Genomic DNA, 26,525 nt, shown 5'->3' on the forward strand with positions numbered 1-26,525 from the left:
CGGCCGGGCCCCGGTCAGGGCGGCCCGGCCGCGCGGCGGCCTCAGGTGAGGTGCTTGGTGACCAGGGCGGAGATGGGGGCGATGGTGGTGTAGTCGCCGGGGGTGAAGCGGGTCTTGGTGACGGCGAAGGCGATGTTGTTGGTGAGGTCGGCGTCGGCGACGCTGCCGCCGGCGCCGGGCCAGCCGATGATGGTGGCTTCGGCGGGGGCGTCGGGGACGGGGCGGCCGATGGAGTAGCCGAGGGCGTATTGGGTGGGCATGCCGAAGATCTGGTCGGTGTCGGCGACGGCGACCTGGGAGATCTCCTTGAGTCGCTGGTCGGAGACCAGGGTGGTGCCGTCGAGCTGGCCGGTGAGGGCGGCGTAGACCTTGGCGACGCCGCGGGCGGTCATGGTGCCGCCGGCGGGGATGTCGGCGGTGAGGTAGTCGTCGCGGTTGCACAGGTCGGCCGACAGTTGGACGGCGGGGGGTGCGATTTTGAAGAAGGTGGGCATCATGGCGCGCAGTTGTTCCATGTCGATCTGCGGGCCGACCTGCTCCAGGCGGGCGACGCGGGAGAGTTCTTCGGCAGGGACGCCGAGGTAGATTTCGCGCTGGAGGCCGAGGGGGGTGGCGATTTTGTCGTGGAGGACTTTGGAGATGGGGTCGCCGGTGGCGCGGCGGACGATTTCGCCGAGGATGTAGCCGAAGGTCTGGGGGTGGTAGCCGACCTTGGTGCCGGGTTCCCACCAGGGCTGGGTGTCGGCGATGGCGGTGGTGATCTTGTCCCAGTCGAGCAGGTCGTCGGCGGTGGAGTCTTCGGGGACGCCGGGGACGCCGACGGTGAAGGCCAGGGCGTGGCGGATGGTGGCGTCCTGCTTGCCGTGGGCGGCGAATTCGGGCCAGATCTGGGCGATGGGGGTGTCGTAGTCCAGGACGCCTTGTTCGGCGAGCACGTGGATGAGGGTGCTGGTGAGGGATTTGCCGGTGGAGGCGACGTAGACGGGGGTGTCGCTGGTCAGGGGGCGGTCGGTGGCGGGGTCGGTGCCGGCGACGGCGTCCACGACCAGGTCGCCGTCCTTGTACACGGCGACCTGCAGTCCCCGCTCGGCTCCGGACTCGACCAGCTCGTCGATGGTCTTCTGCACTTCCCGCTGGAGATCGCTCATATCCGCTCCTGTGGCTGTTCGGTGTGGTCTCAGGTGGTGTACGGACGCGCGGCCCGCGCGTCGCGCAGGGCGTGCGCCCACCACGCAAGCTGGTCGAGCGTGGTCTTGATGGCGCTGTTGCAGTCGGCGCCGGGCCTCGGCCAGCTCCCGTCCGCGGCGAACAGCTCCCAATAGGAGGGAAGGCTGATCGCGTTGCGGATCGGGACGGCGTGCAACTCGGTGAAGACCTGGCGCAACTGGGCGACGGCGTGCAGGCCGCCCGACTCCCTGCCGTAGGAGACGAAGGTGACGGGCTTGGCTTTCCACTCCTCGTAGTACCAGTCGATGGCGGTCTTCAACGGCGCCGGGAAACTCTGGTTGTACTCGGGGGTGACGATGACGAACGCGTCGGCGGCGGCGAGGCGCGGGGCCAGGGCGCGCACCTGCGGGGGCAGGGGCTCGTCCTGGTCGGTGAGGACCTCCGGCAGCCGGGTCTCCGCCAGGTCGATCAGGTCGACGTCCAGGTCTCCCCGCCGGACGGCCCGGGCACTGAACCAGCGGGCCACGGTGGGGCCGAACCGGCCGTTACGGGTGCTGCCGATGATGACGGCCACCCGCAACCTGTGGCTCTCCGGCATCTCCGCCTCCTGAACGTTCGCATCCCCGTCGACGTCCTCACTGTGCCGGGCCACGTTTACGGTTTGTTGCTCACCGGCTTACGGCCCCCTGCGCACACCGCGCCGCGGCCCCCGCGTCAAGGCCGCGTCGGTTCTTCCCCCTCGGGCGTCAGGAGCGCGTCAAAGGCGCGGTTCACCCGGTTTCTCCCGGCATAACGTGACGTCCGAGGCGGCCCACGCCGCCTCGTGATCCGTTTCCTGGAGGAAGATCGTGAGAAGCGAGACCGATCCGCTGCTGGTGGTCCCGGTCCGGGGGAGCTCCGTCGTGTCGCTGCGCCTGTTCCGCACCGTGGCAGGAACGAAGACGGCGGTCGCGTTCTCCTCACCCCTAACGCTGGCGAAGGTGCTCGGCGCCGGCCACCGCTGGATACGCCTCAGCGAGCCCGCCCTGCGGCACATGCTCGCCGATCTGGACGTCACCGGCATCGTCGTCGACCCGGCGGGCACCCTGCCCGCCCACGCGCCCGAGCGGCGCCGGGCCGTCCGTCATGTGAGGGCAGCCTGATGTGCGTCCTCGCCCAGGACCTCGCCGCCGAGCCCACCGAGCCCGCCGAGCCCGGCGACCCGGACGACCCGGGCCGCGACGTCGGCCTGTAGATCTTGCGCGCCCGGGTCAGACCGGGGCGGCGACCTTGAGGATCTTGAGGAACTCGCGCATCCAGGCGGGGTGGTCCGGCCAGGCGCGGCCGGTGACGAGGTTGCGGTCGATGTGCGCCTCGCTGTCCACCCACGTGGCGCCGGCCACCTCGACGTCGGGGGCGCAGGCGGGGTAGGCGCTGGACGACCGGCCGCGCAGCACGTCCGCGGCGGCGAGGATCAGGGGGCCGTGGCACAGCGCGGCGATGGGCAGGTCCCGCTCGGCGAAGTGCCGCACGACGCGGCGCACGTCGGCGTCGTTCCTGATGTACTCCGGCGCCCGGCCGCCGGGGATCACCAGCGCCGCGTACCCCGACGGGTCGACGTCGGCGAAGGCCAGGTCGGCGGGCCAGGAGTGGCCGGGCTTCTCGGTGTAGGTGTCGAAACCGTCCTCGAAGTCGTGCACCACGAACCGCAGCTTCTTGACGCTCGGCGCCGCGATGTCGACCTCGTACCCTTCCTCCAGCAGCCGCTGATACGGGTACATGACCTCCAGATCCTCGGCCGCGTCCCCAGTGATGATCAGCACCTTCGCCATCACGACCCCCTCGCCCGTACGCCTGACGTCTCCGATCGTCGCGACGCCCGCCGCCCGGGTCAACCGGCTCGCGCGCGCCGACCGGAAAAGAAAAATCCCCAGGTCGTCGACCTGGGGATATCGAGTGGTGGGCGATACTGGGATTGAACCAGTGGCCTCTACCGTGTCAAGGTAGCGCTCTCCCACTGAGCTAATCGCCCTCGATGAGGATTCAGAGCGGACGACGGGATTCGAACCCGCGACCCTCACCTTGGCAAGGTGATGCTCTACCAGCTGAGCCACGTCCGCGCGATCACCAGGGCCTTGTGGGCCCCTGCGACGCCTGTCTCACTTTACCGGATCCCGGCGGTGCGAGATCCCGTCGAGGTGGAGACGGGATTTGAACCCGTGTACGCGGCTTTGCAGGCCGCTGCCTCGCCTCTCGGCCACTCCACCAGGATCTTCCGAGCGGACGACGGGATTCGAACCCGCGACCCTCACCTTGGCAAGGTGATGCTCTACCAGCTGAGCCACGTCCGCGTGGGCCCGGGCGACCCCGGCCACGCGAAGACTCTAGCGCGTCCGGGGACCTGGTGCGCGCAGTCCGGCGGGCGAGCCGCCGCGAAAGGGCGAAAGATCGGCTTTTTCCGGGGAGCCGCGGGGCGACTTCCGGCGCGGGGAGCGTGTGAGGGGCGTGATTGAGGGAAGGGGCGCCCGGAGCGCGTGGCCGCGCGCCTCTCGGGTACTGGCGGTCCATGGTGACGCCGGAAGAAGACCACCCTCCCTGTCCATTGCCTGCCCCATGCCGGAGGGCGAGCGCTTCTAGTGCGTATCCTTGCCCGAAATCGGGCAGAAATCTTGGCGTGTCATCTCTTTCCTGCGTAAAGTCCTGGCCTATGTCCACGGCCCGGCACTCCCACGAGGACCTGATCGCCCACCTGACGCGGACGACGTCCCTTGGCCGGGGTGAGGCCGCGCGGGTGGTGGCGGAGGTCGTGGCGTACTTCTCCGAGTCGGTGGAGGAGTACGTCCGCCGCCGCCATGGCGAGATGAAGTCGCGAGGTCTGACCAACGACCAGATCTTCCCGGGGATCGCCGCCGAGCTGTCGGAACGCCGCGTCGCGGCGCCCGAGCTGTCGCTGCGCCAACTGCGCCGCATCGTGTACGGCTAGCGCAAGGAGATTGAAATGTGCGGAATCGTCGCTTATATCGGGCCGAAGGACGCGGCGCCGATCCTGCTGGAAGGGCTGCAGCGGCTGGAGTACCGAGGCTACGACTCGGCCGGGCTGGTGGTGAACAACAAAGGGCTCAAGGTACGCAAGGTCAAGGGCAGGGTCGCCGACCTGGCCGCGGCCGTGCCCGCCCGGTTCAAGGGCGGCCTCGGCATCGGCCACACCCGCTGGGCCACGCACGGCGTGCCGAACGACGTCAACGCCCACCCCCACCTCGACACCAAGGAACGCGTGGCGGTCGTCCACAACGGCATCATCGAGAACGCCGACGAGCTGCGCGCCAAACTCGTGGCCGACGGCGCGGTCTTCGTCTCCGACACCGACACCGAGGTGCTCGCCCACCTCGTCGCCCGCACCGTCCAGGACACCGACTCCCTCGAAGAGGCCGTCAGGAGGGCGCTGAAGAGCGTCGTCGGCACCTACGGCATCGCCGTCGTGGACGCCGAACGCCCCGGCGAGATCGTCGTCGCCCGCAACGGCAGCCCGATCGTGCTCGGCATCGGCGAGAAGGAGATGTTCTGCGCCTCCGACGTCGCCGCGCTCGTCCGCTACACCCGCCAGGTCGTCCACCTGGAGGACGGCGAGCTGGCCGTGCTGAGGGCCGACGGCTTCCGCACCTTCACCATGGACGCCCGGGTCACCTCCAAGGAGCCGCTGACCGTCGACTGGGACGCCGGCCACTACGACACCGGCGGATACGAGCACTACCTGCTCAAGGAGATCTCCGACCAGCCCGAGTCCGTGGCCCGCACGCTGCGCGGGCGCCTCGACGACCGCTTCCACATCGCCCACCTGGGCGGGCTCAACCTCGACCCCCGCGAGACCCGCGCCTTCCGCCGCGTGAAGATCATCGGCTGCGGGTCCGCCTACTACGCCGGCCAGATCGGCGCCCAGCTCATCGAGGAGCTCGCCCGCATCCCCGCCGACGCCGAACCCGCCTCGGAGTTCCGCTACCGCAGCCCCGTCGTCGAGCACGACACCCTCTACGTCGCGGTGAGCCAGTCGGGGGAGACCTACGACACGCTCGCCGCCGTGCAGGAGCTCAAGCGCAAGGGCGGCCGGGTGCTCGGCGTCGTCAACGCGGTCGGCAGCGCCATCGCCCGCGAGGTGGACGGCGGCGTCTACCTGCACGCGGGGCCGGAGGTCTCGGTGGCGTCCACCAAGGCGTTCACCTCCACGGCCGTCGCGTTCGCCCTCATGGCCCTGCACTTCGGCCGCGTGCACGACCTTTCCCCCGCCGACGGGCGGCGCATCGTCGAGGGGCTGCGCAGGCTCCCCGAACAGATTCAGGCCATCGTCGACCAGGACGACACCATCGCCGAGCTGGCCCGCAAGTACGCGCCCCACCCGAGCATGATGTTCGTCGGCCGGGTGCGCGGCTATCCGGTCGCCCGCGAGGGCGCCCAGAAGCTCAAGGAGATCTCCTACGTGCACGCCGAGGCCTACCCGGCGAGCGAGCTCAAGCACGGGCCGCTGGCCCTGATCGGCCCGGACATGCCCACCGTCGCGATCGTCCCCGACGACGAACTGCTCGACAAGAACCTCACCACGCTCGGCGAGATCCGCGCCCGGGGCGGCAAGGTGCTCATGATCGGCCACCGCGAGCCGGACGCCAGGCTCGCCGAGGACGTCATCGTGGTGCCGAAGAACGAGGTCGAGCTGGACCCGATCCTGCTGAGCATCCCCCTCCAGGTCTTCGCCTACCACGCGGCGGTCGCCCTCGATCGCGACGTGGACAAGCCTCGCAACCTGGCCAAGAGCGTCACCGTCGAGTGACCCTGCCCGCCCGGCGGCGCGTCCCTCCACGGGCGCGCCGCTGGGCGCAGGCGGGGGAGACGTACAGTCGTCGGGTGAGCAACCTGGAACGCGACCCGCGCGAAACGGTGTGCGCGGGCTCGGCCGAGGGGCCCGCGCGCGAGCTGCTGGCCGGGCGCGACGTCGTCCTCGGCGGCCCCCGCGGCATGAAGGTCACCCGCACGCTGCCGAACCGCGACCGCCGCATGGTCGGGGCCTGGTGCTTCGTCGACCAGTACGGCCCCGAGCCCGCGGTCATGCGGGTCGCCCCCCACCCGCACACCGGCCTCCAGACGGTGACCTGGCTGCTCGAAGGCGAGGTCCTGCACCGCGACAGCCTCGGCAGCGCCCAGGTGATCACCCCGGGCGGGCTGAACCTCATGACGGCCGGGCGCGGCATCTCGCACTCCGAGGAGTCCACCCGGGAGGGCGTGCTGCACGGCGTGCAGCTCTGGGTGGCGCTGCCCGAGAACGCCCGGCACACCGCCCCCGCCTTCGACCACCACCCCGACCTGCCCGTGCTGACCGCCCCCGGCGTGCGGGCCACCGTCATCGTCGGAGAGCTCGGCGGGGCCGTCTCGCCCGCCGTGGCCTACACGCCGCTGGTCGGCGCCGAGCTGGTTCTGGAAGAAGGCGCGGCGGTCACCCTGCCCGTGCGGCCGGACTTCGAGTACGCGGCGATGGCGCTCGGCGGGACGGCCGAGGTGGACGGCGTGCTCCTCGAACCCGGGCCGCTGCTCTACCTGGGGTCAGGTCGCGCCGAGCTGGCCTTCGCCGCCGGGAGCGGCGGCCGGGTGCTCCTGCTCGGCGGGGAGCCGTTCGAGGAACGGCTCGTCATGTGGTGGAACTTCGTCGGCCGCGGCCACGAAGAGATCGAGCGCTTCCGCAAGGAATGGTCGCAGGGCACGGCGTTCGGCACCGTGCGCGGCTACGACGGCGCCCCGCTGCCCGCGCCCGTCCTGCCCGCCACCCCGCTCAAGCCGCGCCCTCGCCACCGATGAGCCCGCCCCGCCCGGCCCCGGCGCAGGCCGGCCGGGCCGCCGAATCGCCGGCGGGACGGGTGCGGGGCAGGCCGAAGATCTCGAACAGGCCGGGCCCCATGAAGGTGGCCACGTGGCGCACGCCCGCCGCGGTGACGGTCAGCACCTGCAGCGCGAAGCCGGTGTAGTCCGCCGCCCCGTCGCGCAGGTACAGCGCGAAGGCGGCCTGCCCGTTGGCGTGGGCCGGCACGAGCAGCGTGCGCCCCGGACGGGCCGGGCACACCGACTCCAGGTGACGGGCGATGCGCTCGGGGCCGTGGTACCACGCGGTGTACGGCGGCATCTCCCACACCGCGTCGGCCGTGAACAGCGCGACGATGGCGCCGACGTCCTTGCGCTCGAAGGCCGCCACGTACCGGTCGAGCAGCTCGCGTTCGCGCGCCTCGGTCGGCTCGGCGACCGACTCCTCGGTCGGGGACACCCGGGCCAGCTGCGCGCGGGCGCGCCGCAGGACGCTGTTCACCGCCGTGGTCGTGACGCCGAGCATGGCCGCGACCTCGGCCGCCCGCCACTGCATCACGTCCCGCAGGATCAGTACGGCCCGCTGGCGCGGCGGGAGGACCTGCAGGGCGGCGACGAACGCCAGCCGCACGCTCTCGCGCGAGGCGACGATCGCCGCCGGGTCGTCGCCCTCGCCCACCCCGGACAGGACGTCGGGCAGGGGCTCCAGCCAGGGGACCTCGGGCCGGGACACCAGGGCGTCCGAGGGGTCGGACCCGGGGACGCCGAGACCGGCCGGCAGCACGCGCCGCCTTCGGCCCTCCAGCGCGGAGAGGCAGACCGAGGTCGCGATGCGGTACAGCCAGGTGCGCAGCGACGAGCGGCCCTCGAACCCGTCGTAGGCCCGCCACGCGCGCAGGTAGGTCTCCTGCACGAGGTCTTCCGCGTCGTGCGCGGACCCCGTCATGCGGTAGCAGTGCGCCAGCAGCTCCCGCCGGAACGGGTCGGCGAGGCGTGGGAAGTCGTCGCGGGCGCGGGTCGGTTCGGTCGTGGTTTCCGGCATGACGCGGCCTTTCATCCCCCGGAGTCCGGTCCGCGAGGCGGGCGCGCCGCCCGCCTCGCCGGTGTCCGTCCTGTATACCGGCCGCCTCCGACGAAAACCGTCCCCGCCCACGGCAGGCGAAGGCCCACGGGCTCGTGACCCGCGGGCCTTCACGGCGTGACGGGGATCAGTGCGGCGGCCCCCAGTTGGTGACCGAGGAGATGCGGTCGTTCCAGCCGATCGCGTTGAGGTCGGCCCAGGCGTGCCCGCCCAGGGGGTCTCCGGTGTAGGCGGGCGAGAAGAAGGAGCTTCCGCCCCCGTTGATGTGCTCGTAGTAGGTCACGTTGCAGTCGGTGGCCGACATGGAGCTGATCGTGTCGTTCCAGTCGCTGCGCGACCAGAACGGCCCGTGGTGGACGCGGGTGAGGTCCGGCCACCAGTACCCGGCCTCCAGCCAGAACCAGTCGCCGTCGAAGTTGTGGTGCTCGAACATCTGCACCGTCCCCCGCGTGAAGGGCGCCCCGGCGGCGCTCTCCACGCCGGTCGAGGCCGGGGTGCGCCCGCGGGTCAGCGAGGCGACCCACAGCGCGGTGCGCAGCGGCCGGTCGTCGGTGAAGGCCAGCAGCCGCGGCTCGCCGTTGGCGTGGCTCGCCACGAAGTGCAGGGGCCGGCCGTCGAAGCGGGTCAGGTCGGCGGGGTCGTGCTCGACGCCGTCCACGACCACGGCCATGCTCGGCGGACGGTGCGTGACGCGCCCGTTCGGGGCCGCGGAGCCGCCGGGCGCCTCGGCGGACCCGAGTGGCACGGACGCGCGCACGGGCTCCGGCGACGCCGAGCGGGGGGCGCTCAGGCCGTGCCGGACCAGCGCATCCAGGGTGGTGATGCCGTTCTCCCGCAGCACTTCCAGCACGTCCTCTTCCTGGAGGCCGCCGACGTGCTCGGAGAACTGGAGAAGCCGTTCGACGCCGCGGCGCGTGTCGTCGCCGAGCTGCTGAGTCGTCATGGGTGGATGAACCTCCGGTCCGCGCGAGGACCCCGGCACCCCGCCGGGACCCGCCTTGTGACCAGGCACGACAGGCGTCACCTGGGGGGACGCTCGGACGGTACCACACGCGTGATCGGCCGACTACGGTCCGTGATGGCCTGACCGGGACATCCCGCGCCCACGACCGCCGCGTTCCGTATATTTCCCTGATGTCTGCACGCGGTGGGACGGGCGGAGAGGTCTGGGAGGATCGGCGGGTGGGCGTTCGCGGGGTGGCCGGGCCGCTGGTCAGTGCGACGACCTACCGGCGTGCGGTGCATCTGCTGCTCGGCGGTGTGCTGCTGTTGCCGTACCTGCTGCTCGGGTGGGCGTTCGCGGGCATGTTCGCCGTTCCCGGCGCGCCGCAGGTGCTGCTCACCGTCGTGCTGGCGGTGACCGCCCTCGTCGGGCTGGTGCCGCCGTTCCTGCGCGGCACCCGGGCCCTGGAGATCGCGGCGGCCCGCTCGCTGCTCGGCGTGGCCCTGCCCGACCCTCCCGCGACCGCCGAGCGGGGCCGGGCCGCGCGCGAGACGCGGCTGCGCGCGGCCCTGTGGTTCGCCGTCCACCTCTGCGCGGGCGGAGTCGTCGGCCTGCTGCTCTTCGTGCCCGTGGCGATGGGCCTGGCGTTCACGCTCCAGTGGCTGGACCTCGCGGGCGGCGCGCTGGCCGGGCTGCGACTCGGGCCGCTGGACGAGCACGACACCGGGTGGCTCGCCCTGCTCGGCGTGGTCATGCTGGTCGGCGTGCTGTACGCCGTCGCGGGCCTCGGCGGGCTCGCGGCCGTGATGGCCCCGGTGCTGCTCGGGCCCTCCCCCGCCGAGCGCATCGCCGCGCTGGAGGCCCGCGCCGCCCGGCTCGCCGAGCGCAACCGGCTGGCCCGCGACCTGCACGACTCCATCGGGCACGCGCTGACCGTGACCACGCTGCAGGCGGCGGCCGCGCGCGAGGTGCTGGAGAAGGACCCGGCGTTCGCCGCCCGCGCGCTCGCCGCCATCGAGGAGACCGGCAGGGCCGCCGCGGAGGACCTGGACCGTGTCCTCGGCATGCTCCGCGAGCCCGAGGACGCCCACGACCCGCATCCCGCCCGCGATGCGCCGGACCCGCACGAGCCGCACGGCACGGACGGCGCGCAGGGCCGGCTCGCCGACCTGGAGCGCCTCGTAGCGCATTCGCGCGGCACCGGCGTCGAGGTCAGCGCGCGGATCGAGGGCCCGGTGGGCGGGCTTCCCGCCGCGGTGTCGCGCGAGGGGTACCGCATCGTCCAGGAGAGCCTCACCAACGCGCTGCGGCACGCCGGCCGGGTCCCCGTGGCGCTGCGCGTCCGCGCCGACGCGCGCACGCTCGCCATCGAGGTGACCAACCCGGTCACCGGCGTCCCCGGGCGCCGCCAGGGCGGGCGGGGGCTCTCCGGCATGAGGGAGCGGGTCGCCATGCTCGGCGGCTCCATGACGGCCGGGGCGCGGGACGGGCAGTGGCGGGTCTCGGTACGGCTGCCGGTGGAGGAACCGTGACGACGGCCGGGGCGGCGATCACGAGGGACACCGTACGCACGGCCGGGGTTCGGGGCGGGGGCGCGGCGGACGCCGGTGGAGGGGCGCGGTGACGGCCATCCGGGTGGCGCTGGTCGACGACGAGGAGCTGATCCGGGTGGGGTTGCGCGTCATCATCGACGCCCAGCCCGACCTGGAGGTGGTCGGCGAGGCCGCCGACGGCGCCGAGGTGATGCCGATGGTGGCGCGCAACCGTCCCGACGTGGTCCTCATGGACGTGCGGATGCCCGCCATCGACGGCATCGAGGCCACGCGCCGCCTGCTGGCCGCCTCCGGCGAGCCGCCCCGGGTGCTCGTCGTCACCACGTTCGAGAACGACGACCACGTGTACGACGCGCTGCGGGCGGGCGCGAGCGGGTTCCTGCTGAAGCGGGCGCGCCCGGCCGAGGTCGTGCAGGCGGTCCGCGTGGTCGCCCGCGGGGAGTCGCTGGTGTTCCCGGCCGCGATCCGCCGCCTGGCCGGCGCCCGCGTGCGCGGCGGCCCCGGCGCGGGCCCGGCGGCCGACCGGCTCCGCCGCGCCCGGCTCACCGAGCGCGAGGAGGAGGTCCTGCGGCTCATGGCCGCGGGGCTGTCCAACGCCGAGATCGCCGCGCGCCTGGTCGTGGGCGCCGAGACCGTCAAGACGCACGTCGGCAACGTCCTCGGCAAGCTCGCCGCCCGCGACCGCACGCAGGCCGTGATCGTGGCCTACGAGTCCGGGTTCGTCAGCCCCGAAGGGTGACGGCCGGTCCTTTCCTGCCACGGGCCGCTCCCGTGGAGGCACGCGGCCGGCATGATGGCCGGTTCCCTCCTGAGATGGGCCGCTCCCCGGTGGGCGCACGCCGCCGGCGGCGCTTCCAGCGGCCATGTCAATCCTTCCCGGAGGCACGGGCGGCGAGGTGGGCGCACATGGCGATGAGCTCGGTGCGCGCGGGGGAGCCGGGCAGGGCGTCCAGGGCGTGGCGGGCGCGGCCGGCGTGCCGCGCGACCTCGGCGCGGGCCTGGGCGAGACCGGGGGAGCGCCGCAGCAGGCGCGTGGCGGCGGCCAGGCGCCCCGGGTCGGTGACGGGCCCGCGAAGCAGCCCGCGCAGCCGTGCCGGTGTCCGGCCCCGCCCCCGCAGGGCCCGGAGCACCGGCAGCGTCGCCACCCCCTGGCGCAGGTCCGCGCCCGCGGGCTTGCCCGCGTGCGCGTCCGGCCCGGCGATGTCGAGCACGTCGTCGCACAGCTGGTAGGCGACGCCGTACGCCTCCCCGAACGCCCCCAGCGCCTCCCGGGTCTCGGGCCCCGCCCCGGCCGCATGCGCCCCGAGGCGGGCGGCCAGCGCGAACAGCGCCGCCGTCTTGTCGGCGATGACGCGCATGTAGTACCGCTCGGGATCGGCGTCACGGCCGGGGCCGACGGTCTCGCGGAGCTGCCCGGTCACGAGCCGGGTCATCATCCGCGCCTGCTCCTCGACCGCCGCGGGCCCGAGCGGCGCGACCAGCTCGGCGGCCCTGGCCACCAGGTAGTCCCCGGCGAGGATGGCCACCCGGTTGCCCCACCTGGCGTTGACGCTCGGGACTCCCCGCCGCGTCGCCGCCTCGTCCATGACGTCGTCGTGGTACAGCGAGGCCACGTGGACCAGCTCCACGGCGGCCGCCGCGCGCACCACCTCCGGCCGGCCGGGGTCGCCGAACCGCGCGGCCAGCAGGGCGATCGTGGGACGCAGCCGCTTGCCGCCCGCGGCCAGCAGGTGCGTGGCGACCGTGGTCAGGAACGGGTCGCCGGGGGCGCGCAGCGTGGCGGACAGCAGGTCCTCCACCTCCGCCAGGGCGTGGCGGGTCCACTCCGCGAGGGGACGCTCGCCGGGCGCGGTGGCCCGCGGGCCGGGCACGCCCGTCATCCCTGCCTCCCGCACATCGGGCAGGCGCCGCGCCGCCGCAGGTAGTAGCAGGAGGCGGCGAACGCCAGGGCCGGGCCCCACAGCAGCCAGAGCGCGTGCGTGGCGAGCAGCACCGGGCTGTACCCGGTCAGCCGGCCGAGCTCGGGCGAGGTGACGATGCCGATGCCGGCCGCGACGACGATGGGCGCCACGTACGCCGCCGGGATCACCGCGAGCTTGATCGGGACGCGGCGGCCCGCCAGGCCGGGCGTCCAGCGGGGGAACACCTCTCCCCAGCGCTGGACGAGCCCCAGCGTCAGCGCCGCCCCCGCGACGGCGGCCGTCGCCAGCCCCGCGCCCGCCCAGACGCCGCCGCTGTCCCACAGCGAGCGCAGCAGCGCGTCGTCGATGCCGAGTGGGACGCCCGCGAGCCAGGCGTACCGGCTCACCGCGTACAGCAGGGGTATCACGACGGCCGTGGCCGTCGCCCGGCGGCTCAGCGCGAGGAGACGGCTCCGGTCCCGCGCCGGGCCGTCGCGGTGCCGTCCGCAGCGGGCGCAGGAGCCCCGGGCGCGCCGCTGCCAGGACAGCACCGTGAACGTCACGAGGTAGCCGCCGATCAGGCACAGGGCCTGGTTCAGCAGCGACCAGTCCAGGACGGCGGCGTAGTCCACGCCCCTCGGCCGGCCGAAGGGGGCGCCCAGGATCAGCATCGGCGCGTACCCGGTGAGCGCGAGGACGTCCACGGTCGGCACGCCCACGAGCAGGACCGCCGCCACCGTCCCGCCGAAGGCGAGCAGGACGGCCCGCGCCGGGCGGGGCGGCGTCTCCGCGTGGCGGCCCGCCATGGCCAGGGCGGCGACGGCGGTGACGAGCAGGACGGTCGCGAAGAGCGGCGCCCCGGCCGGGGCGGGCAGGGACCGCAGCAGCGGCGGGGAGTCCTCCGCGTGCCCCGGCCCGAAGGGGTAGCCCCTCCCGGAGATCGTCCAGAACAACGCCACCACGCCGTACGCGGCGGCCCACAGCGCCGCCGCGTACCCCGTCCATCCGGCCCACCCGGCCCTTCGGGGGGCGGGGGTGGCGGCCGGTATGGCGGCCGGTGTGGTGTGCGATCGGTTGTCGGACACGATGGCTCCCATTGCGATGAGCGAAAGACCAACGTGTTCACATTCGCCGCGCATCCCTGGCCGGCGACTCCCCCCGGATCGGGAACCGCCTCCCCCGTACGGGGGACCGCCTCTCCCGCGCGGCGAACGCCCCTTCGAAGCCCTGGTGACCGGGCTTCCCGAGCGCCGTGGGACACCGCCGCCGTACGGGCCCCGGGACGCGACCGGGCCCGATCCGTTCTCGTGCCGTGTGCCGGACCGCAGAAATGGGCATTTAGCCCGATATCGGGGGAAAGGGCGTGAACCATGCGTCGTCGCCAGGTCCTCGCGCTCGGCGCGGGGTTCGTCGCGATGGCCGCCGGGTGCGGCGGCGCCCCGGGTACGCGCGGCCTCGCGACCACGCGGGTCTCGATGGTGGTGCCGGGCCCGGCCGGCGGCGACGCCGACAGGGTCGCCCGGTCGCTCAAAGGGGTGGCCGAGCGCGAGTCGCTGGCCAGGGCCGTCCACGTCGAGACCAGGCCCCTCGCGTCCTGCCTGGCCGAGTTCACCCGGGCGCGCCGCGCCGACCAGGTCCTGATGGCCGAGCCCGAGCTGGTCGGCACGGTGCGCGCCGCCCGGCCGTCGGGCGCCTTCGCCGGCACGACCCCCGTGGCCCGGCTCTGCGGCGAGTGGGAGCTGATCGCCGTCCCCGCGTCCTCGCGCCTGGCCACGTTCGGCGCGTTCGCCGACGCCCTGCGCCGCGACCCCGGCCGGCTCGCCGTCGCGGGCAGGAACGAGGGCGGGGTGGACCACCTGCTGCTCGGCATGCTGGCCCAGAGCCTCGGCGTGGACGCGCGCCTGGTCCGGTACGCGGCCCATCCAAGCTGCGACGACGCCGTCGCCGCGCTCAACGGGGGCACGGCGGCCGCCGTCATCGCGGGGCAGGCCGCCGTGCGGGCACGGGTGCGCTCGGGAGAGCTGCGCGTGCTGGCGGTGTCCTCGCCCGAGCGCATCCCCGGCCTGGAGGCCCCGACACTGATGGAGTCCGACGTGCACCTGTACTGCGCGAACTGGCGCGGCCTGCTCGGGCCCGGCCGCCTCGCCGACGACGACCGCGCCGCACTGGCCCTGCTGTGCCGGGGCGTGGCCGAGTCGCCGCGCTGGCAGGCGCTGTGCGGGCGCAACGGCTGGACCCCCTTGTACCTGGACGGCGACGACTTCCGGCAGTGGCTCGGCGTGGAGTCGGCCCGGCTCGGCCGCGCGCTGGGGGAGCTGGGCGTGCGGGCCTGACCGCCCGGTGACGCTCCGTACCCCTGTGCAACACAACTTATAGGGGTTGTTGCGCGCTGCGCCACTAGATGTAGGATCCATGCTCGTCGCTGGTTCGCTTCGGCGAGGTGAGAGGGAAGCCGGTGTGACTCCGGCGCTGCCCCGCAGCGGTGAGCGGGAACGACCGCCGTCACAAGGCACTGGGCCGCACGGCCCGGGAAGCGACGGCCAGTAGGGGTGTGCCGTGCGCCCGCGAGCCCGAAGACCTGCCCGCGACGTCGTCCAGGCCCCGAGGGAGGGCCGCGAGACGAGGTCGTCCCGGCATGCCCCTGTGAGGGCCACCGGGCCATGTCTTCGTGCGCTCCTTCCTCGCGGCGACCCGTTCGCACGAAGGAGACAGCAGGTGACCGTGACCGATGCGGTGACTGACGCGGCGCGTGACGCCGAGCCGGGCCCGCGCCCGGCCTACCGGCGGGACGCGGCCGGCGAGCGACGGCGGCTCGCCATCCAGGAGGCCGCCGCCCGGGTCATCGCCGACCCGGAGAACTCCCGCCTCGCCGCCCGGCTGCTCGCCGAGGAGATCGCCGAGGAGGCCGCGGCGCACGGCGTGCGGACGTTCTCGGAGTCGGTCGCGGCCACGCACGCCGCGGGCCTGGTCCACGACCGCCTCGCCGCGTTCGTCCGGGACGACGCCGCCGCGCTGGACGCCCTCGTCGACCCGGAGGGGGACGGCCGCTTCGAGTACTTCGGGCTGCGCACCGTCTACGACCGCTACCTGCTGCGCCACCCCGTCACCCGGGGCGTCCTCGAAACCCCGCAGCACTTCTTCCTGCGCGTCGCCTGCGGCCTCGCGCGGACCGTCGCCGAGGCCGGCGAGCTGTACCGGCTGATCTCCACGCTGTCGTACCTGCCGAGCTCGCCCACGCTCTTCAACTCCGGCACCCGCAGGCCCCAGCTCTCCTCCTGCTTCCTGCTGGACTCCCCGCGCGACGAGCTGGACGGCATCTACGAGCGGTACGCCCAGGTGGCGCGCCTGTCGAAGTACGCGGGCGGCATCGGCATCGCCTGGACCAGGGTCCGCGCGCGCGGTTCGCTGATCCGGGGCACCAACGGGCTGTCCAACGGCATCGTCCCCTGGCTGCGCACGCTGGACGCCAGCGTCGCCGCCGTCAACCAGGGCGGGCGGCGCAAGGGCGCGGCCTGCGTCTACCTCGAACCGTGGCACGCCGACGTCGAGGAGTTCCTCGAACTGCGCGACAACACCGGCGAGGACGCCCGGCGCACCCACAACCTGAACCTGGCCAACTGGGTGCCCGACGAGTTCATGCGCAGGGTCGAGGCCGACGCCGAGTGGGCGCTGTTCGACCCCAAGGAGGTCCCCGAGCTCACCGACCTGTGGGGGGAGGCGTTCGAGGCCGCCTACCGCGAGGCCGAGGCCGCCGGACGGTACGTCCGCAAGGTGCCGGCCCGCGCCCTGTACGGCCGCATGATGCGCACGCTCGCCCAGACCGGCAACGGCTGGATGACCTTCAAGGACGCCGCCAACCGCGCCTCCAACCAGACGGCGCTGCCGGAGAACGTCATCCACCTGTCCAACCTCTGCACCGAGATCCTGGAGGTGACCAGCGACGCCGAGACCGCGGTGTGCAACCTCGGCTCGGTCAACCTGGCCGCCCACCTGACCGGCGGCGGCATCGACTGGGCCCGGCTGCGCGCCACGGTGGCGACCGCCGTCCGGTTCCTGGACAGGACCATCGACCTGGGCTACTACCCGACGCCCGAGGCCGAGGCCGCCAACCGGCGCTGGCGCCCGATCGGGCTCGGCGTGATGGGCCTGGCCGACGTGTTCTTCGCGCTGCGCCTGCCCTTCGACGCGCCCGAGGCGCTGGCCCTGTCCACGCGCGTCGCCGAGGAGATCGCGCTCGCCGCCTACCGCACGTCCTGCGACCTGGCCGAGGCCCACGGCGCCCACCCCTCCTACGGAGACACGCGGGCGGCGCGCGGGACGCTGCACCCGGACCACTACCCGGACGCCCGGCCCGTCCACCCGGGCGAGTGGGCGGCGCTGCGGGAGCGCGTCGCCGCCACCGGCCTGCGCAACTCGCTGATGATCGCGATCGCCCCGACGGCGACGATCGCCTCGATCGCCGGATGCTACGAGTGTGTCGAGCCGCAGGTGTCCAACGTCTTCAAGCGCGAGACCCTGTCGGGGGAGTTCCTTCAGGTCAACCGCTACCTGGTGCGTGACCTGCGGGAGCGCGGGCTGTGGACGCCGGAGGTCAGGGACGCGATCAAGCGGGCGGACGGCTCGGTCCAGGACATCGCGTCCATCCCCGAGGACCTGCGGGCGCTGTACCGCACCGCGTGGGAGCTGCCGCAGAAGGCGCTGATCGACATGGCCGCCGCGCGCCAGCCCTACGTGGACCAGTCGCAGTCGCTGAACCTGTTCATGGCGGCCCCGACCATCGGCAAGCTGTCCTCGATGTACGCCTACGCCTGGCGCGCGGGGCTGAAGACCACCTACTACCTGCGCTCCCGCCCGGCCACCCGCATCGCGCAGACCACCGTCGCCGCCGTCCCCGCCGCGGCCTCCCCGGCGTTCTCGGAGCCCGAGGCCGTCGCCTGTTCCCTGGAGAACCCCGAGATCTGCGAGGCGTGCCAGTGATGCTGCTCGACCCCGGCATGAACCTGACCCTGCGCCCGATGCGCTACCCGGACTTCTACGAGCGCTACCGGGCCGCGATCCGCAACACCTGGACGGTCGAGGAGGTGGACCTGCAGTCCGACCTCGCCGACCTGGCCCGGCTCGGCCCGCAGGAACGCCACCTGATCAACCGCCTGGTGGCCTTCTTCGCCACCGGCGACTCGATCGTGGCCAACAACCTCGTGCTCAACCTGTACCAGCACGTCAACGCGCCCGAGGCGCGGTTGTACCTGTCGCGGCAGCTCTTCGAGGAGGCCGTGCACGTGCAGTTCTACCTCACGCTGCTGGACACCTACCTGCCCGACCACGACGAGCGGGCCAAGGCGTTCGCGGCGATCGAGCACATCCCGTCCATCAGGGACAAGGCCGAGTTCTGCTTCCGCTGGATCGACTCCATCGGCGGGCTCGCCCGGCTGGAGTCCCGCGACGACCGGCGGGCGTTCCTGCTCAACCTGATCTGCTTCGCCGCGTGCATCGAGGGGCTGTTCTTCTACGGCGCCTTCGCCTACGTGTACTGGCTGCGCTCGCGCGGCCTGCTCGGCGGGCTGGCCACCGGGACGAACTGGGTGTTCCGCGACGAGTCCATGCACATGGAGTTCGCGTTCGCGGTCGTGGACACCGTGCGGGCCGAGGAGCCGGAGCTGTTCGACGACGAGATGGGCGCCCAGGTGACCCGCATGATCGAGGAGGCGGTCGCCGCGGAGCTCGCCTTCGCCCGCGATCTGTGCGGCGACGGCGTCGCCGGGATGACGGCCGATCGCATGCGCGAGTACCTGGAGTACGTCGCGGACCGGCGCCTGGCCCGGCTGGGCCTGCCGCCGCGGTACGGGTCGGCCAACCCGTTCGCCTTCATGGAGCTCCAGGACGTGCAGGAGCTGGCGAACTTCTTCGAGCGGCGCGTGTCGGCCTACCAGGTGGCCGTGGAGGGCACGGTCCGCCTCGACGAGGCGTTCTGAAGGCGGCAAGCCGTGGCATGTGAGCCATGTCTCTCTATTTCATGATTCATAAATCGATGTTCGGTTAGAACTGCGCGAGAGCCAGCGCGTGGCCCAGGGCCCGCGCCGGTGGCACGTCCGCGCGCGGTGCCACGGGAAGCCGCTGGAAGACCCCGGAAAAGGAGGCAATCGGTTCGCGTCCGGACTCGTGTGAAATGCCTGGTTCTGTGATGATTCGTGGTGACCGGCCGCGGCCCGTACGGGTGGCGGCGGAGGCCACGATCCCCCGCCCTGACGGGAGCCGACGACGAAGGGGGCGCCGCCGGTGCCATCGCTAGGGAGCTGGACGCTGCTCGTGCTCACGGTCGTCGCGGCGGTCGTCGCGGTCGAGCTGCTGCGGAGGCTGCTGAAGTCGCGCCGGGTCAACGGCAGGTTCTCCCTGGCCGGGCCGCTGGTCGAGCGCTGCACCTGGCCCGGGTTCGCCACCGCGGGCGTGGTCGCGTTCAACACGGTGTACGTCCCCGGCATGACCGGGCACACCGGTGCCGACGGCCGGCCGGTCCCGGGGACGAGCGGCAACGCGATCGAGCAGGTCGTCACCCTCCTGCTCATCGCCTGCGTCGCCTGGCTGGTCATCCAGGCCGCCTACGCCGTCACCGACGTGGTGCTGGAGCGGCTCGGCACGGTCGAGGGCGAGGGCAACCGCAGGGCGCGGCGCATCCGCACGCAGATCGCGCTGGTCCGCCGCGTCGCCGCCGCCGTGATCATCATCGTGGCCATGGGCGCGATGCTGTTCAGCTTCCCCGCCGTCCGTGCGCTCGGCGCCGGGCTGCTGGCCTCGGCCGGCATCGCCGGCGTCGTGGCGGGCATCGCCGCGCAGTCCACGCTCAGCAACCTCATCGCCGGGCTGCAGCTCGCCTTCAGCGACGCCATCCGCCTGGACGACGCGGTCGTCGTGGACGGCGAGTGGGGCCGCATCGAGGAGCTGACGCTCACCTACGTCGTCGTGCGCCTGTGGGACGAGCGGCGGCTGATCCTGCCGGTCTCCTACTTCACCACCAACCCGTTCGAGAACTGGACCCGCTACGAGAGCCGGGTCATCGGCCACGTCCTGCTGTACGTCGACTGGTCGGTCCCGGTGGACGAGCTCAGGGCCGAGCTGTACCGGCGGCTGCGCGACCACCCGCTGTGGGACCAGAAGGACTGGTCGGTCCAGGTCACCGGCGTCCAGCCCAACGGCCTGGTGGAGTTGCGCGCGCTGATGAGCGCCTCCGACGCCCCGAGCGTGTGGGACCTGAAGTGCGACATGCGCGAGCACCTGGTCTCCTACGTCCGCGAGAAGTACCCCGAGGCCCTGCCGCGCCTGCGGGTCGAGGAGACCGCCTTGCCCGGCGGCTCCGAGCGCACGGGGCCCCGGCCGGGCGCGGGCCTGCTCGGCGGGCCCCGCGCGCCCTACCCCGACGATGTCGCCGGCTCCCAGGCCGACGACGGCCCGCCGCCGAAGGTGGACGCCGACGCCGACGCGGGCCCGGCCCGCTGACCGGAGCCCAGGGCGGTCAAGATCGCGTCAGCCGGCCTGCGGCCGCAGCACCCGCGTGGCGCCCGCGATCAGCGCCGTCGCCAGGATCCACCCCGAGGCGATCAGGATGTTCGCCGGCCACTGCGTCCACCCCACCGGCTCCCACGCGGCGCGCTGCTCGAAGACGCTCACCGGCACCAGCAGGTCCAGCGTGTAGGGGAAGGCGTGGAACACGCGCCGCTCGTCCAGGCCCACCTGGGAGGGCGGGTACAGCGTGAACACCACCGTGCCCGCGACGAGCAGCAGCGCGAACCACACCCCGGCGAGCCACGCGCGGTGCCCGTACCCGACGGCCACGTCCAGCACGTACCCGCCCGTCCTGCCCGTGACGCCGAGCGTGGCCCGCCGCGCCCGCTGCTTGGCCAGCAGGACGGCACGGGCCTCCTGGTCGTGGCCGATCCTGCGATACCAGGCGGCGAGCTGCTCGTACGGATGCGGGCGGTACCCCTCGGGGTCACGCGCCAGCCAGGACAGGCGGTCGGCGAGGGTCATGCCGCCGCGCAGCGACTCGACGGTGAAGCCGTTGAGCCGCACGGCGGCGGGGTAGGCGTCGGCGGCGTCGAGCAGGACGCCGATCCGCGAGTAGCCGAGGTTGACCTCCCCGCTCATCGACGCCGGCCGCAGGATCAGCTCGTCCACCTGCATGTGGCTGAGGTGCAGGCAGCGCTCGCTCCCGGGCGCCGACAGCACCGCCTTGTCGAACGACAGCACCCCGGCCACCCGGGCGCCGCGCAGCCGGATCGTGCCCACGGCGGTGAAGCCGCCGCTGAACTCGACGCTGGACGCCTGGAGGTGGTCGGCGTACACGGCGTGCCCGCCCTGGTTCTCGATCACGGCTCGCTGCAGGTAGAGGCCGCTGTTGAAGCGGGCCCCGATCATCCGCAGGCCGCCGTGCGCGCGCAGGTCGCGGCAGAACGCGCCGCCGTCCACGATGAGGCCGCCCGCCCACAGCGCCCACTGGCTCTGGTCCCAGCCGCGCTCGCGCTTCTCGGCGTCGGTGAACGGGCGGCGCGCGTCCTCCAGGTAGCTCTCCGAGGCGCCGCCCCCGGGATCAGGGGGGAGCAGGGTGGCCCTGGCCAGGCGGAGCTGCCCGGTGATGTGCGCGTTGTCGAGTCGTAAGCCGGCGCGGATCGTGCAGGCGTCCAGCTCCAGCATCCCGTCGATCGTGCAGCGCGCCGCCCGCAGGCGGTAGATGTCGCAGCCGCGGAACCGCACGCCCTTGGCGGTGGTGTCGGTCAGCGAGACGATGTCCGGCAGATGGCAGCCCAGCAGGTGCAGCTTGGTGGTGAGCGCGGCGTCGGAGAGGTTGAGGTTCCCTGGGATGTGCGCCCCGGCCAGCCGCAGCCCCGCGACCTGCCCGGGGCCGGGCGGGTTGGCGCCCAGCATGAGCGCGGCGATGACCTCGGCCCGCACCGTGCGCTCCCGTCCCCAGGAGGCGCCCTTCGCCGGGTCGTCGGCGTCGGGGTCCCCGCCGCGCAGGTCCACCCACGCGCCGGAGGGGTAGGCGTCCCACACCCGTCGCTCCGCGGCGGTCAGCCACCGGAACGGTCGTGATCTCCGCACACCTGGACTCTAGCGCGACGCCCCCGTCCCCAGCCGGTATGAACCCCCACGGACCCGGCGAATCCGGCCGTACGGCGGGGGTCAGTCGGGCTCGATGTGGATCGCCCGCTCCTCGGCCGACAGGTCGCCGTCGTCCGCGCCGAGATCGGCGGCGTACTCCTCGGACTCCACGTCCGGGCGGGCGCCCTCGTCGGGGGCCACCAGCCGGTGCTCCTCGCGCGGCGAACGGGTGTGGTCCGGGGCCTCCCGCCACAGGCGGCGATCGAGGTCGTCGCGCTGCTGCGGGTCGTCCGGGGTGATCTCGTAACCGATGGGCAGGTTCTCGGTCCACTCCTCGATCTGGGTCAGCTGCTCGTCGTCGCCCATGTCGGGCTCGCGTCTGGTCTCGCTCATACGGCGGCCCTACCCCCGAACGGTCACATATTGCCAAATTTCCGGCATGGGATCGGGCAGCGGAAGTGAGATCCTGCCGCTACCGCTCGACGAGCTCGTTCTTGCCGATCACCACCACGCCCCCGCGCGTCACCGCGAAGCGCGAGCGGTCGTACTCGGTGTCCAGGCCGATGCGCGCCCCGTCCGGGATCACCACGTTCTTGTCGATGATCGCGCGCCGCACCACCGCGCCCCGGCCGATCTTCACGCCGTGCATGAGCACCGAGTCCTCCACCTGGGAGTGCGAGTGCAGCACCACCCCCGGCGACAGGATCGACCGCCGCGCCGTGCCACCCGAGACGATCACGCCGGGGGAGACCATCGAGTCCAGCGCGTGCCCCACCCGGTCGCCGTCCTCGTGGACGAACTTGGCGGGCGGCAGCGGGTCGTGGCCGGTGTAGATCGGCCAGCGGTCGTTGTACAGGTTGAACACCGGCTGGGCGGACACCAGGTCCATGTGCGCGTCGTAGTAGGCGTCCAGGGTGCCGACGTCCCGCCAGTAGCCGCGGTCGCGCTCGGTGGAGCCGGGCACCACGTTGTGCGCGAAGTCGTACACCTCCGCCGAGCCGGACTTCACGAACATCGGGATCACGTCGCCGCCCAGGTCGTGCCGGCTGCTCGGGTCCAGCGCGTCCTCGCGCAGCGCGTCGATCATCGCCTGGGTTCTGAAGACGTAGTTGCCCATCGAGGCGTAGATCTGGTCGGGGGCGTCCGGCAGGCCGACGGCGTCCTTGGGCTTCTCGCGGAACGCGACGATCCTGCGCCCGGCCGGGTCGGTCTCGATCACGCCGAACTGGTCGGCCAGCGACAGCGGCTGGCGGATCGCGGCGACCGTCACGTCCGCGCCGGAGTCGATGTGCTGGTCCACCATCTGGCGCGGATCCATGCGGTAGATGTGGTCGGCGCCGAACACGATGCAGTGCTCGGGCAGCTCGTCGTAGATCAGGTTCAGGTTCTGGAACAGCGCGTCGGCCGAGCCGGCGAACCAGCGCGGGCCGAGCCGCTGCTGGGCGGGCACGGGGGTGACGTAGTTGCCGAGCATGGTCGACATCCGCCAGGTGCGCGAGACGTGCCGGTCCAGGCTGTGGCTCTTGTACTGCGTCAGCACGACCATGCGCAGGAAGCCGCCGTTGGCCAGGTTGGACAGCACGAAGTCGACCAGGCGGTAGATCCCGCCGAAGGGCACCGCGGGCTTGGCGCGGTCGGCCGTCAGCGGCATCAGGCGCTTCCCCTCGCCACCGGCCAGCACGATCGCGAGGATTCTCGTCGTCATGGCACCGACGTTACCCGCCTTTACCATGCCCAATCCGACGAAACACCGGTGAACGCTAAGGTCGTCCCATGCGAGTCGATCTCCTGAGCCGCGAGTACCCGCCCGAGGTCTACGGCGGGGCCGGAGTCCATGTGGAATACCTCGCCGGGGAGCTGAGGAAGCTGGCCGAGGTGCGCGTCCGCTGCTTCGGCGCCCCGCGGGCCGAGACCGGGGTGGACGCCTACCGGGTCCCGGACGGCCTCGGCGGCGCCAACGCGGCCCTGCAGGTCTTCGGCGTGGACCTGGAGATGGCCGCCGCCTGCGCCGGGACCGACCTCGTGCACAGCCACACCTGGTACGCCAACCTCGCCGGCCACGTCGCCAAGATGCTGCACGGCGTCCCGCACGTGGTCACCACCCACAGCCTGGAGCCGCTGCGCCCCTGGAAGGCCGAGCAGCTCGGCGGCGGCTACACCCTGTCCTGCTGGGCCGAGCGCACCGCGCTGCTCGCCGCCGACGCGGTGATCGCCGTCTCGGAGGGCATGCGGCGCGACGTGCTGGCCTGCTACCCCGAGATCGCGCCCGAGCGGGTCAGCGTGATCCACAACGGCATCGACACCGCGCGGTACGCGCCCGACCACGGCACCGGCGTGCTGACCCGCCACGGCATCGACCCCGGCCGGCCGTACGTGGTCTTCGTCGGCCGCATCACCCGGCAGAAGGGCCTGGCCCACCTGCTGCGCGCCGCCCGGGCGTTCGACCCCGGCGTCCAGATCGTGCTCTGCGCGGGCGCCCCGGACACGCCCGAGATCGCGGCCGAGGTCACCGGCCTGGTGGAGGAGCTGCGCGCCGGGCGGGCGGGCGTCGTGTGGATCTCCGAGATGCTCCCGAGGCCCGAGGTGATCCAGATCCTCACCGGCGCCTCGGTGTTCGTGTGCCCCTCGGTGTACGAGCCGATGGGCATCGTGAACCTGGAGGCCATGGCCTGCGAGACCGCCGTCGTGGCCACCGCGACCGGCGGCATCCCCGAGGTGGTCGCCGACGGCGAGACCGGCCTGCTCGTTCCCATCGACCAGGGCGCCGACGGCGAGCCGCACGACCCCGAGGCGTTCGCCGCCGCCATCGCGGACCGGGTGAACGCCCTCCTGGCCGACCCGGCGCGCGCCGCCGCTCTGGGACGGGCCGGGCGAGCCCGCGCCGTGGAGCGTTTCTCCTGGCCCGCGATCGCGGCGCGCACCCGCGAGCTCTACGCGACGTTGCTCTAGGAATTCCTATTAGCGTCGGACCGAAAACGGGCGCGATACCCGGAAACTCCCGCTAATTCCCGGGAGATTCTCGCGGTACGTCGCGCCCATTGTCGGCATCTCCGAAATATCTCCGGAAACGCCTTCTTGTAAAGGTGCGCCGTTCTAGGCTTGCCGCAGCCCTGACGCTCGGAGATGCCGGGAGGACGCGTGGTCGTGGAGGAGCCCCGGGCGGGCGGGCCCCAGACGGGCCGGACCGGGCAGTACGGGGCGCCGCACGCCGCCCGGCGGCCCATGAGCAACACGACGCGCTACCTGTGCGCCGGGGCGTACCTGGACACCGGGTTCCGCAACAGGGTCCTGGAAGAGACATTGCGCGATGAGTTCCGCGCGGTTCCCCCCTCGTACGGCGATTTCGACCTCGCCCCGGTCATCCACCACTGCCGCCGCGCCCGCACCATGCTGATGGTGCGCGACCTGCTCATCACGCTGGTCTTCGTCGTGGGGATCTTCACGCAGTTCCTCGCCACCATCGGCTGGCTGTTCGTCCTCGCCCCCTACGCGCTGCTGACGCTCGACCGGATACGCCGCGGGCCGCTGCCCGTGCGCCTGCTGCTGTGGGCCTGGGCGATCTACTCCGGCTTCACGATCGTGCTCACCGCCCTCCTCGCGTTGTTCGCCGGCGTGCTCGGCCCGCTGATCGGCCTGTTCCTCGGCCTGCCCGGCACCGGAGCCTCCGGCCTGATCCTGCGCTCGGCCGAGTCCACGCTGATCAGCGTGTTCGTGGTGCCCCTGGCCACGCTCGGCGTCGCCCTCGCCTACCGCATCGTGACGTACATGACGCTCGTCGGCTCCCTCAAGCCCGGCTCGCCCGAGCCCGAGCCCGCCCCGGCCGACCCGCCCAAGCTCGCGCGCCGCCTCGACTACATCCGCAGGGCCCAGCGCGGCAACATCACCATGTACGCCAACGAGGACGCGTTCATGGGCGCGGGCGCCATCGAGCGCGCCTGGTCCATCGCGGTCGAGCTGGATCGCGCGCGGAGCGCCGACGGCGGGGAGCGGCGGCAGGCGCCCGCCGACATCGACCCGGTGGAGCTGCACGCCCACGTCCGCGACCGGCTCGTCGAGATGCGCGACGGCGTGCTCAGGCAGAACGAGAGCCTCCACCTGCTGCGCATGGGCGACCACGTCGTCACCCGCGGCGCGTTCGAGACGCCCGGCCCGGGGCGGTCCCTCCACCCGCTGATCATCCACGGCGGGCCGGGGAAGGCGCCCGGCCACGAACGGCCCGAGGACCAGGGACGCCCCCGCTACCAGGCCACCCCGGAGGAGATCGCCGCCGTCATCCGCCACCCGCAGGGCGGCGTGCGCTACTACCAGCGGGTCACGGTCGGCGGCTCCGGCCAGGAGATCCGGGACGCGCACGGCGGGCTGGTCGCGCCCGCGGAGGACCTGGAGGTCCTCACCTCGGCCTTCATCTATCTCGCGGTCGAGGGCCGCATGCTCTACACGCAGTTCGTCGTCACCGTGCTGCCGCCCGCCAAGGCCCTGTACCACATCGTCGACGAGCTGCCCACGATGAACGTGGCCCGCCTGGTCTGGGAGGCCGTCCGCGCGCTGAAGCTCCACCTGATGGCCGACGTGGCCGCCGCGCCCGGGCGTCTGGCCCGCACCACCTGGCAGGCGGCCCGCCGGGCCCTCACCGCCCCCGACCCCGCCGACTACCTGGTCTACCGGTACGGCGCGCGGCTGAGCGCGCGGGAGATCGGGGCCGCCCCCGAGCCGCAGACGCACATCCAGGTGCTGGACACGCTCAAGTACACCAAGCTGATCGAGCAGCGCCTCACCGAGGCCGTGCTCGACTTCCTGGAGGACCGCGGGGTCGACACCGCCGGCTACCGCCTGCAGGCGGCGAGCGTGTCGATGAACACGCTCATGGTCGGCGCGGGCGGCACCGTGAACGGGCCGGTGAGCTTCGGCGTGAACTCCTCCGCCACCGTCAACAACCTGGGCCGCGCGGCCACCTGAGGCGATCGGGAGGA

Annotated in this window: 22 protein-coding genes, 4 tRNA genes and 1 riboswitch; of the genes, 12 read left to right on the plus strand and 14 right to left on the minus strand. The window is 73.0% G+C overall.

Going from position 1 to position 26,525, the window contains the following annotated elements:
• Positions 1 to 41: 41 nt before the first annotated feature.
• Complete coding sequence (locus BJ982_RS23320) at positions 42 to 1,148, minus strand: serine hydrolase domain-containing protein (RefSeq protein WP_184883398.1); 1,107 nt, start codon at positions 1,146 to 1,148, stop codon at positions 42 to 44.
• 29 nt (positions 1,149 to 1,177) lie between these two features.
• Positions 1,178 to 1,765: an NADPH-dependent FMN reductase gene (locus BJ982_RS23325; RefSeq protein ID WP_184883400.1), complete on the minus strand. Its 588-nt coding sequence runs from the start codon at positions 1,763 to 1,765 to the stop codon at positions 1,178 to 1,180.
• Between the two features lie 250 nt (positions 1,766 to 2,015).
• Between BJ982_RS23325 and BJ982_RS23330 the strand changes: the two genes are divergently transcribed.
• Positions 2,016 to 2,309, plus strand: coding sequence for an SAV_915 family protein (locus BJ982_RS23330; protein WP_203959469.1), 294 nt, complete (start codon positions 2,016 to 2,018; stop codon positions 2,307 to 2,309).
• A gap of 108 nt (positions 2,310 to 2,417) precedes the next feature.
• Here the strand turns inward: BJ982_RS23330 and BJ982_RS23335 are convergent, their stop codons facing one another.
• From BJ982_RS23335 to BJ982_RS23355, 5 genes are all read right to left on the minus strand, one after another.
• Positions 2,418 to 2,978: a DJ-1/PfpI family protein gene (locus BJ982_RS23335; RefSeq protein WP_184883402.1), complete on the minus strand. Its 561-nt coding sequence runs from the start codon at positions 2,976 to 2,978 to the stop codon at positions 2,418 to 2,420.
• Between the two features lie 125 nt (positions 2,979 to 3,103).
• Positions 3,104 to 3,178 (minus strand) — tRNA-Val (locus BJ982_RS23340).
• 15 nt (positions 3,179 to 3,193) lie between these two features.
• Positions 3,194 to 3,266 (minus strand) — tRNA-Gly (locus BJ982_RS23345).
• Positions 3,267 to 3,342: 76 nt separating this feature from the next.
• Positions 3,343 to 3,413, minus strand: a tRNA-Cys gene (locus BJ982_RS23350).
• Positions 3,414 to 3,424: 11 nt separating this feature from the next.
• Positions 3,425 to 3,497: transfer RNA gene (locus BJ982_RS23355), tRNA-Gly, on the minus strand.
• 356 nt (positions 3,498 to 3,853) lie between these two features.
• Between BJ982_RS23355 and BJ982_RS23360 the strand changes: the two genes are divergently transcribed.
• The 3 genes from BJ982_RS23360 to BJ982_RS23370 all read left to right on the plus strand — a co-directional run bounded on the left by BJ982_RS23360 (position 3,854) and on the right by BJ982_RS23370 (position 6,984).
• Positions 3,854 to 4,129, plus strand: coding sequence for a hypothetical protein (locus BJ982_RS23360; protein WP_184883404.1), 276 nt, complete (start codon positions 3,854 to 3,856; stop codon positions 4,127 to 4,129).
• 15 nt (positions 4,130 to 4,144) lie between these two features.
• Positions 4,145 to 5,965, plus strand: a complete 1,821-nt coding sequence (gene glmS, locus BJ982_RS23365; protein WP_184883406.1) for a glutamine--fructose-6-phosphate transaminase (isomerizing) — start codon at positions 4,145 to 4,147, stop codon at positions 5,963 to 5,965.
• A gap of 74 nt (positions 5,966 to 6,039) precedes the next feature.
• Positions 6,040 to 6,984 carry a pirin family protein gene (locus BJ982_RS23370; RefSeq protein ID WP_203959470.1) on the plus strand — a complete coding sequence of 315 codons (945 nt, stop codon included), beginning with the start codon at positions 6,040 to 6,042 and terminating at the stop codon, positions 6,982 to 6,984.
• Here BJ982_RS23370 and BJ982_RS23375 read toward each other — a convergent pair.
• Positions 6,959 to 8,026, minus strand: coding sequence for a sigma-70 family RNA polymerase sigma factor (locus BJ982_RS23375; RefSeq protein ID WP_184883408.1), 1,068 nt, complete (start codon positions 8,024 to 8,026; stop codon positions 6,959 to 6,961). The genes BJ982_RS23370 and BJ982_RS23375 overlap by 26 nt on opposite strands.
• A 166-nt stretch (positions 8,027 to 8,192) precedes the next feature.
• Positions 8,193 to 9,008 (minus strand): hypothetical protein, encoded by an 816-nt coding sequence (locus BJ982_RS23380; protein WP_184883410.1) that lies wholly within the window; start codon positions 9,006 to 9,008, stop codon positions 8,193 to 8,195.
• 191 nt (positions 9,009 to 9,199) lie between these two features.
• On the opposite strand from BJ982_RS23380, the gene BJ982_RS23385 reads away from it, so the two are divergent.
• Together BJ982_RS23385 and BJ982_RS23390 are read left to right on the plus strand one after the other, a co-directional pair.
• Positions 9,200 to 10,540, plus strand: coding sequence for a sensor histidine kinase (locus BJ982_RS23385; protein WP_184883412.1), 1,341 nt, complete (start codon positions 9,200 to 9,202; stop codon positions 10,538 to 10,540).
• Between the two features lie 88 nt (positions 10,541 to 10,628).
• Complete coding sequence (locus BJ982_RS23390; protein WP_184883414.1) at positions 10,629 to 11,300, plus strand: response regulator transcription factor; 672 nt, start codon at positions 10,629 to 10,631, stop codon at positions 11,298 to 11,300.
• 127 nt (positions 11,301 to 11,427) lie between these two features.
• Here the strand turns inward: BJ982_RS23390 and BJ982_RS23395 are convergent, their stop codons facing one another.
• Together BJ982_RS23395 and BJ982_RS23400 are read right to left on the minus strand one after the other, a co-directional pair.
• On the minus strand, positions 11,428 to 12,441 hold the full coding sequence (locus BJ982_RS23395; RefSeq protein WP_184883416.1) for a polyprenyl synthetase family protein: 1,014 nt from the start codon (positions 12,439 to 12,441) through the stop codon (positions 11,428 to 11,430).
• Positions 12,438 to 13,547: a hypothetical protein gene (locus BJ982_RS23400; protein ID WP_184883418.1), complete on the minus strand. Its 1,110-nt coding sequence runs from the start codon at positions 13,545 to 13,547 to the stop codon at positions 12,438 to 12,440. Before BJ982_RS23400 ends, BJ982_RS23395 begins: the two co-directional genes overlap by 4 nt.
• Before the next feature lie 285 nt (positions 13,548 to 13,832).
• Between BJ982_RS23400 and BJ982_RS23405 the strand changes: the two genes are divergently transcribed.
• From BJ982_RS23405 to BJ982_RS23420, 4 genes are all read left to right on the plus strand, one after another.
• Positions 13,833 to 14,795, plus strand: coding sequence for a tripartite tricarboxylate transporter substrate-binding protein (locus BJ982_RS23405; RefSeq protein WP_184883420.1), 963 nt, complete (start codon positions 13,833 to 13,835; stop codon positions 14,793 to 14,795).
• Between the two features lie 73 nt (positions 14,796 to 14,868).
• Positions 14,869 to 15,062: riboswitch (cobalamin riboswitch) on the plus strand.
• A gap of 115 nt (positions 15,063 to 15,177) precedes the next feature.
• The gene (locus BJ982_RS23410) at positions 15,178 to 17,439 is read left to right on the plus strand and encodes a ribonucleoside-diphosphate reductase subunit alpha (protein WP_184883422.1); all 2,262 of its coding nucleotides are present in this window, start codon (positions 15,178 to 15,180) and stop codon (positions 17,437 to 17,439) included.
• The gene (locus BJ982_RS23415; protein WP_184889212.1) at positions 17,439 to 18,434 is read left to right on the plus strand and encodes a ribonucleotide-diphosphate reductase subunit beta; all 996 of its coding nucleotides are present in this window, start codon (positions 17,439 to 17,441) and stop codon (positions 18,432 to 18,434) included. Before BJ982_RS23410 ends, BJ982_RS23415 begins: the two co-directional genes overlap by 1 nt.
• 304 nt (positions 18,435 to 18,738) lie before the next feature.
• On the plus strand, positions 18,739 to 19,953 hold the full coding sequence (locus tag BJ982_RS23420; RefSeq protein WP_184883424.1) for a mechanosensitive ion channel family protein: 1,215 nt from the start codon (positions 18,739 to 18,741) through the stop codon (positions 19,951 to 19,953).
• Positions 19,954 to 19,980: 27 nt separating this feature from the next.
• Here the strand turns inward: BJ982_RS23420 and BJ982_RS23425 are convergent, their stop codons facing one another.
• The 3 genes from BJ982_RS23425 to glgC all read right to left on the minus strand — a co-directional run bounded on the left by BJ982_RS23425 (position 19,981) and on the right by glgC (position 23,260).
• Positions 19,981 to 21,555 (minus strand): pentapeptide repeat-containing protein, encoded by a 1,575-nt coding sequence (locus BJ982_RS23425; RefSeq protein ID WP_184883426.1) that lies wholly within the window; start codon positions 21,553 to 21,555, stop codon positions 19,981 to 19,983.
• A gap of 81 nt (positions 21,556 to 21,636) precedes the next feature.
• Positions 21,637 to 21,948, minus strand: coding sequence for a DUF5709 domain-containing protein (locus BJ982_RS23430; protein WP_184883428.1), 312 nt, complete (start codon positions 21,946 to 21,948; stop codon positions 21,637 to 21,639).
• 79 nt (positions 21,949 to 22,027) lie between these two features.
• Positions 22,028 to 23,260 carry a glucose-1-phosphate adenylyltransferase gene (gene glgC / locus BJ982_RS23435; protein ID WP_184883430.1) on the minus strand — a complete coding sequence of 411 codons (1,233 nt, stop codon included), beginning with the start codon at positions 23,258 to 23,260 and terminating at the stop codon, positions 22,028 to 22,030.
• 68 nt (positions 23,261 to 23,328) lie between these two features.
• Between glgC and glgA the strand changes: the two genes are divergently transcribed.
• Positions 23,329 to 24,504, plus strand: coding sequence for a glycogen synthase (gene glgA / locus BJ982_RS23440; protein ID WP_184883432.1), 1,176 nt, complete (start codon positions 23,329 to 23,331; stop codon positions 24,502 to 24,504).
• Positions 24,505 to 24,699: 195 nt separating this feature from the next.
• Entirely contained in the window at positions 24,700 to 26,511 is a 1,812-nt protein-coding gene (locus BJ982_RS23445; RefSeq protein ID WP_184883435.1) for an AbeC-like domain-containing protein, read from the plus strand.
• Positions 26,512 to 26,525: the final 14 nt, after the last annotated feature.

The organism is Sphaerisporangium siamense, from assembly GCF_014205275.1.
GTDB classification, from domain to species: Bacteria; Actinomycetota; Actinomycetes; order Streptosporangiales; family Streptosporangiaceae; genus Sphaerisporangium; species Sphaerisporangium siamense.

Excerpts from the sequence above, each read along its gene's own strand:
- BJ982_RS23320 (WP_184883398.1), bottom strand. The coding sequence starts at position 1,148 with ATGAGCGATCTCCAGCGGGAAGTGCAGAAGACCATCGACGAGCTGGTC.
- BJ982_RS23325 (WP_184883400.1), bottom strand. The coding sequence starts at position 1,765 with ATGCCGGAGAGCCACAGGTTGCGGGTGGCCGTCATCATCGGCAGCACC.
- BJ982_RS23335 (WP_184883402.1), bottom strand. The coding sequence starts at position 2,978 with ATGGCGAAGGTGCTGATCATCACTGGGGACGCGGCCGAGGATCTGGAG.
- BJ982_RS23360 (WP_184883404.1), top strand. The coding sequence starts at position 3,854 with ATGTCCACGGCCCGGCACTCCCACGAGGACCTGATCGCCCACCTGACG.
- glmS (WP_184883406.1), top strand. The coding sequence starts at position 4,145 with ATGTGCGGAATCGTCGCTTATATCGGGCCGAAGGACGCGGCGCCGATC.
- BJ982_RS23375 (WP_184883408.1), bottom strand. The coding sequence starts at position 8,026 with ATGCCGGAAACCACGACCGAACCGACCCGCGCCCGCGACGACTTCCCA.
- BJ982_RS23380 (WP_184883410.1), bottom strand. The coding sequence starts at position 9,008 with ATGACGACTCAGCAGCTCGGCGACGACACGCGCCGCGGCGTCGAACGG.
- BJ982_RS23385 (WP_184883412.1), top strand. The coding sequence starts at position 9,200 with ATGTCTGCACGCGGTGGGACGGGCGGAGAGGTCTGGGAGGATCGGCGG.
- BJ982_RS23395 (WP_184883416.1), bottom strand. The coding sequence starts at position 12,441 with ATGACGGGCGTGCCCGGCCCGCGGGCCACCGCGCCCGGCGAGCGTCCC.
- BJ982_RS23405 (WP_184883420.1), top strand. The coding sequence starts at position 13,833 with ATGCGTCGTCGCCAGGTCCTCGCGCTCGGCGCGGGGTTCGTCGCGATG.
- BJ982_RS23415 (WP_184889212.1), top strand. The coding sequence starts at position 17,439 with ATGCTGCTCGACCCCGGCATGAACCTGACCCTGCGCCCGATGCGCTAC.
- BJ982_RS23430 (WP_184883428.1), bottom strand. The coding sequence starts at position 21,948 with ATGAGCGAGACCAGACGCGAGCCCGACATGGGCGACGACGAGCAGCTG.
- glgC (WP_184883430.1), bottom strand. The coding sequence starts at position 23,260 with ATGACGACGAGAATCCTCGCGATCGTGCTGGCCGGTGGCGAGGGGAAG.
- glgA (WP_184883432.1), top strand. The coding sequence starts at position 23,329 with ATGCGAGTCGATCTCCTGAGCCGCGAGTACCCGCCCGAGGTCTACGGC.